The 566-nt window shown below is 67.1% G+C and carries 1 pseudogene; it reads left to right on the plus strand.

Annotation, left to right across the window (positions count from 1 at the left end):
* Positions 1 to 566, plus strand: a pseudogene (locus tag ACLQ2Q_RS11510) (hypothetical protein); the annotation flags it as partial.

Genomic DNA, 566 nt, shown 5'->3' on the forward strand with positions numbered 1-566 from the left:
CGGTGACGGTGACCGCGGTGAAGGCCGGCTACGCGACCACGGCGAAGCAGAGCGCGGCTAAGGCGATCCCGGCGGCGGCGTTCACGACGGCGCCGACGCCGACGATTACTGGGACGGCGGCGGTGGGGTCCACGTTGACGGCGGCTGCGGGGACGTGGGCTCCGACCCCGACGACGTTGTCGTATCAGTGGAGTCGGGGTGGGACTGCGATCAGTGGGGCGACGGGGTCGACGTATGTGGTGGTGGCTGCGGATGCGGGCACGAGTATCACGGTGACGGTGACCGCGGTGAAGGCCGGCTACGCGACCACGGCGAAGCAGAGCGCGGCTAAGGCGATCCCGGCGGCGATCACTCACGTCAGCGGCGTGGTCTCCTCGAGTCGAGTGTTCGACGTGACAACGACTCCTCTGGTCGTAGTTGATGCCGAGCTCACGGTACCGGTTGGTGTCACTCTCTCCATTCACCCGGGCGTCCAGTTGAAGATTGCGGACGGTGGTGGGCTGGTGGTGGCGGGTTCTTTGGTGGTGAATGGGACGGCGGCTAGCCCGGTGACGTTCACGTCGTTG

Origin of the sequence: Microbacterium sp. DT81.1 (genome assembly GCF_049844955.1) — a bacterium.
GTDB lineage: Bacteria > Actinomycetota > Actinomycetes > Actinomycetales > Microbacteriaceae > Microbacterium.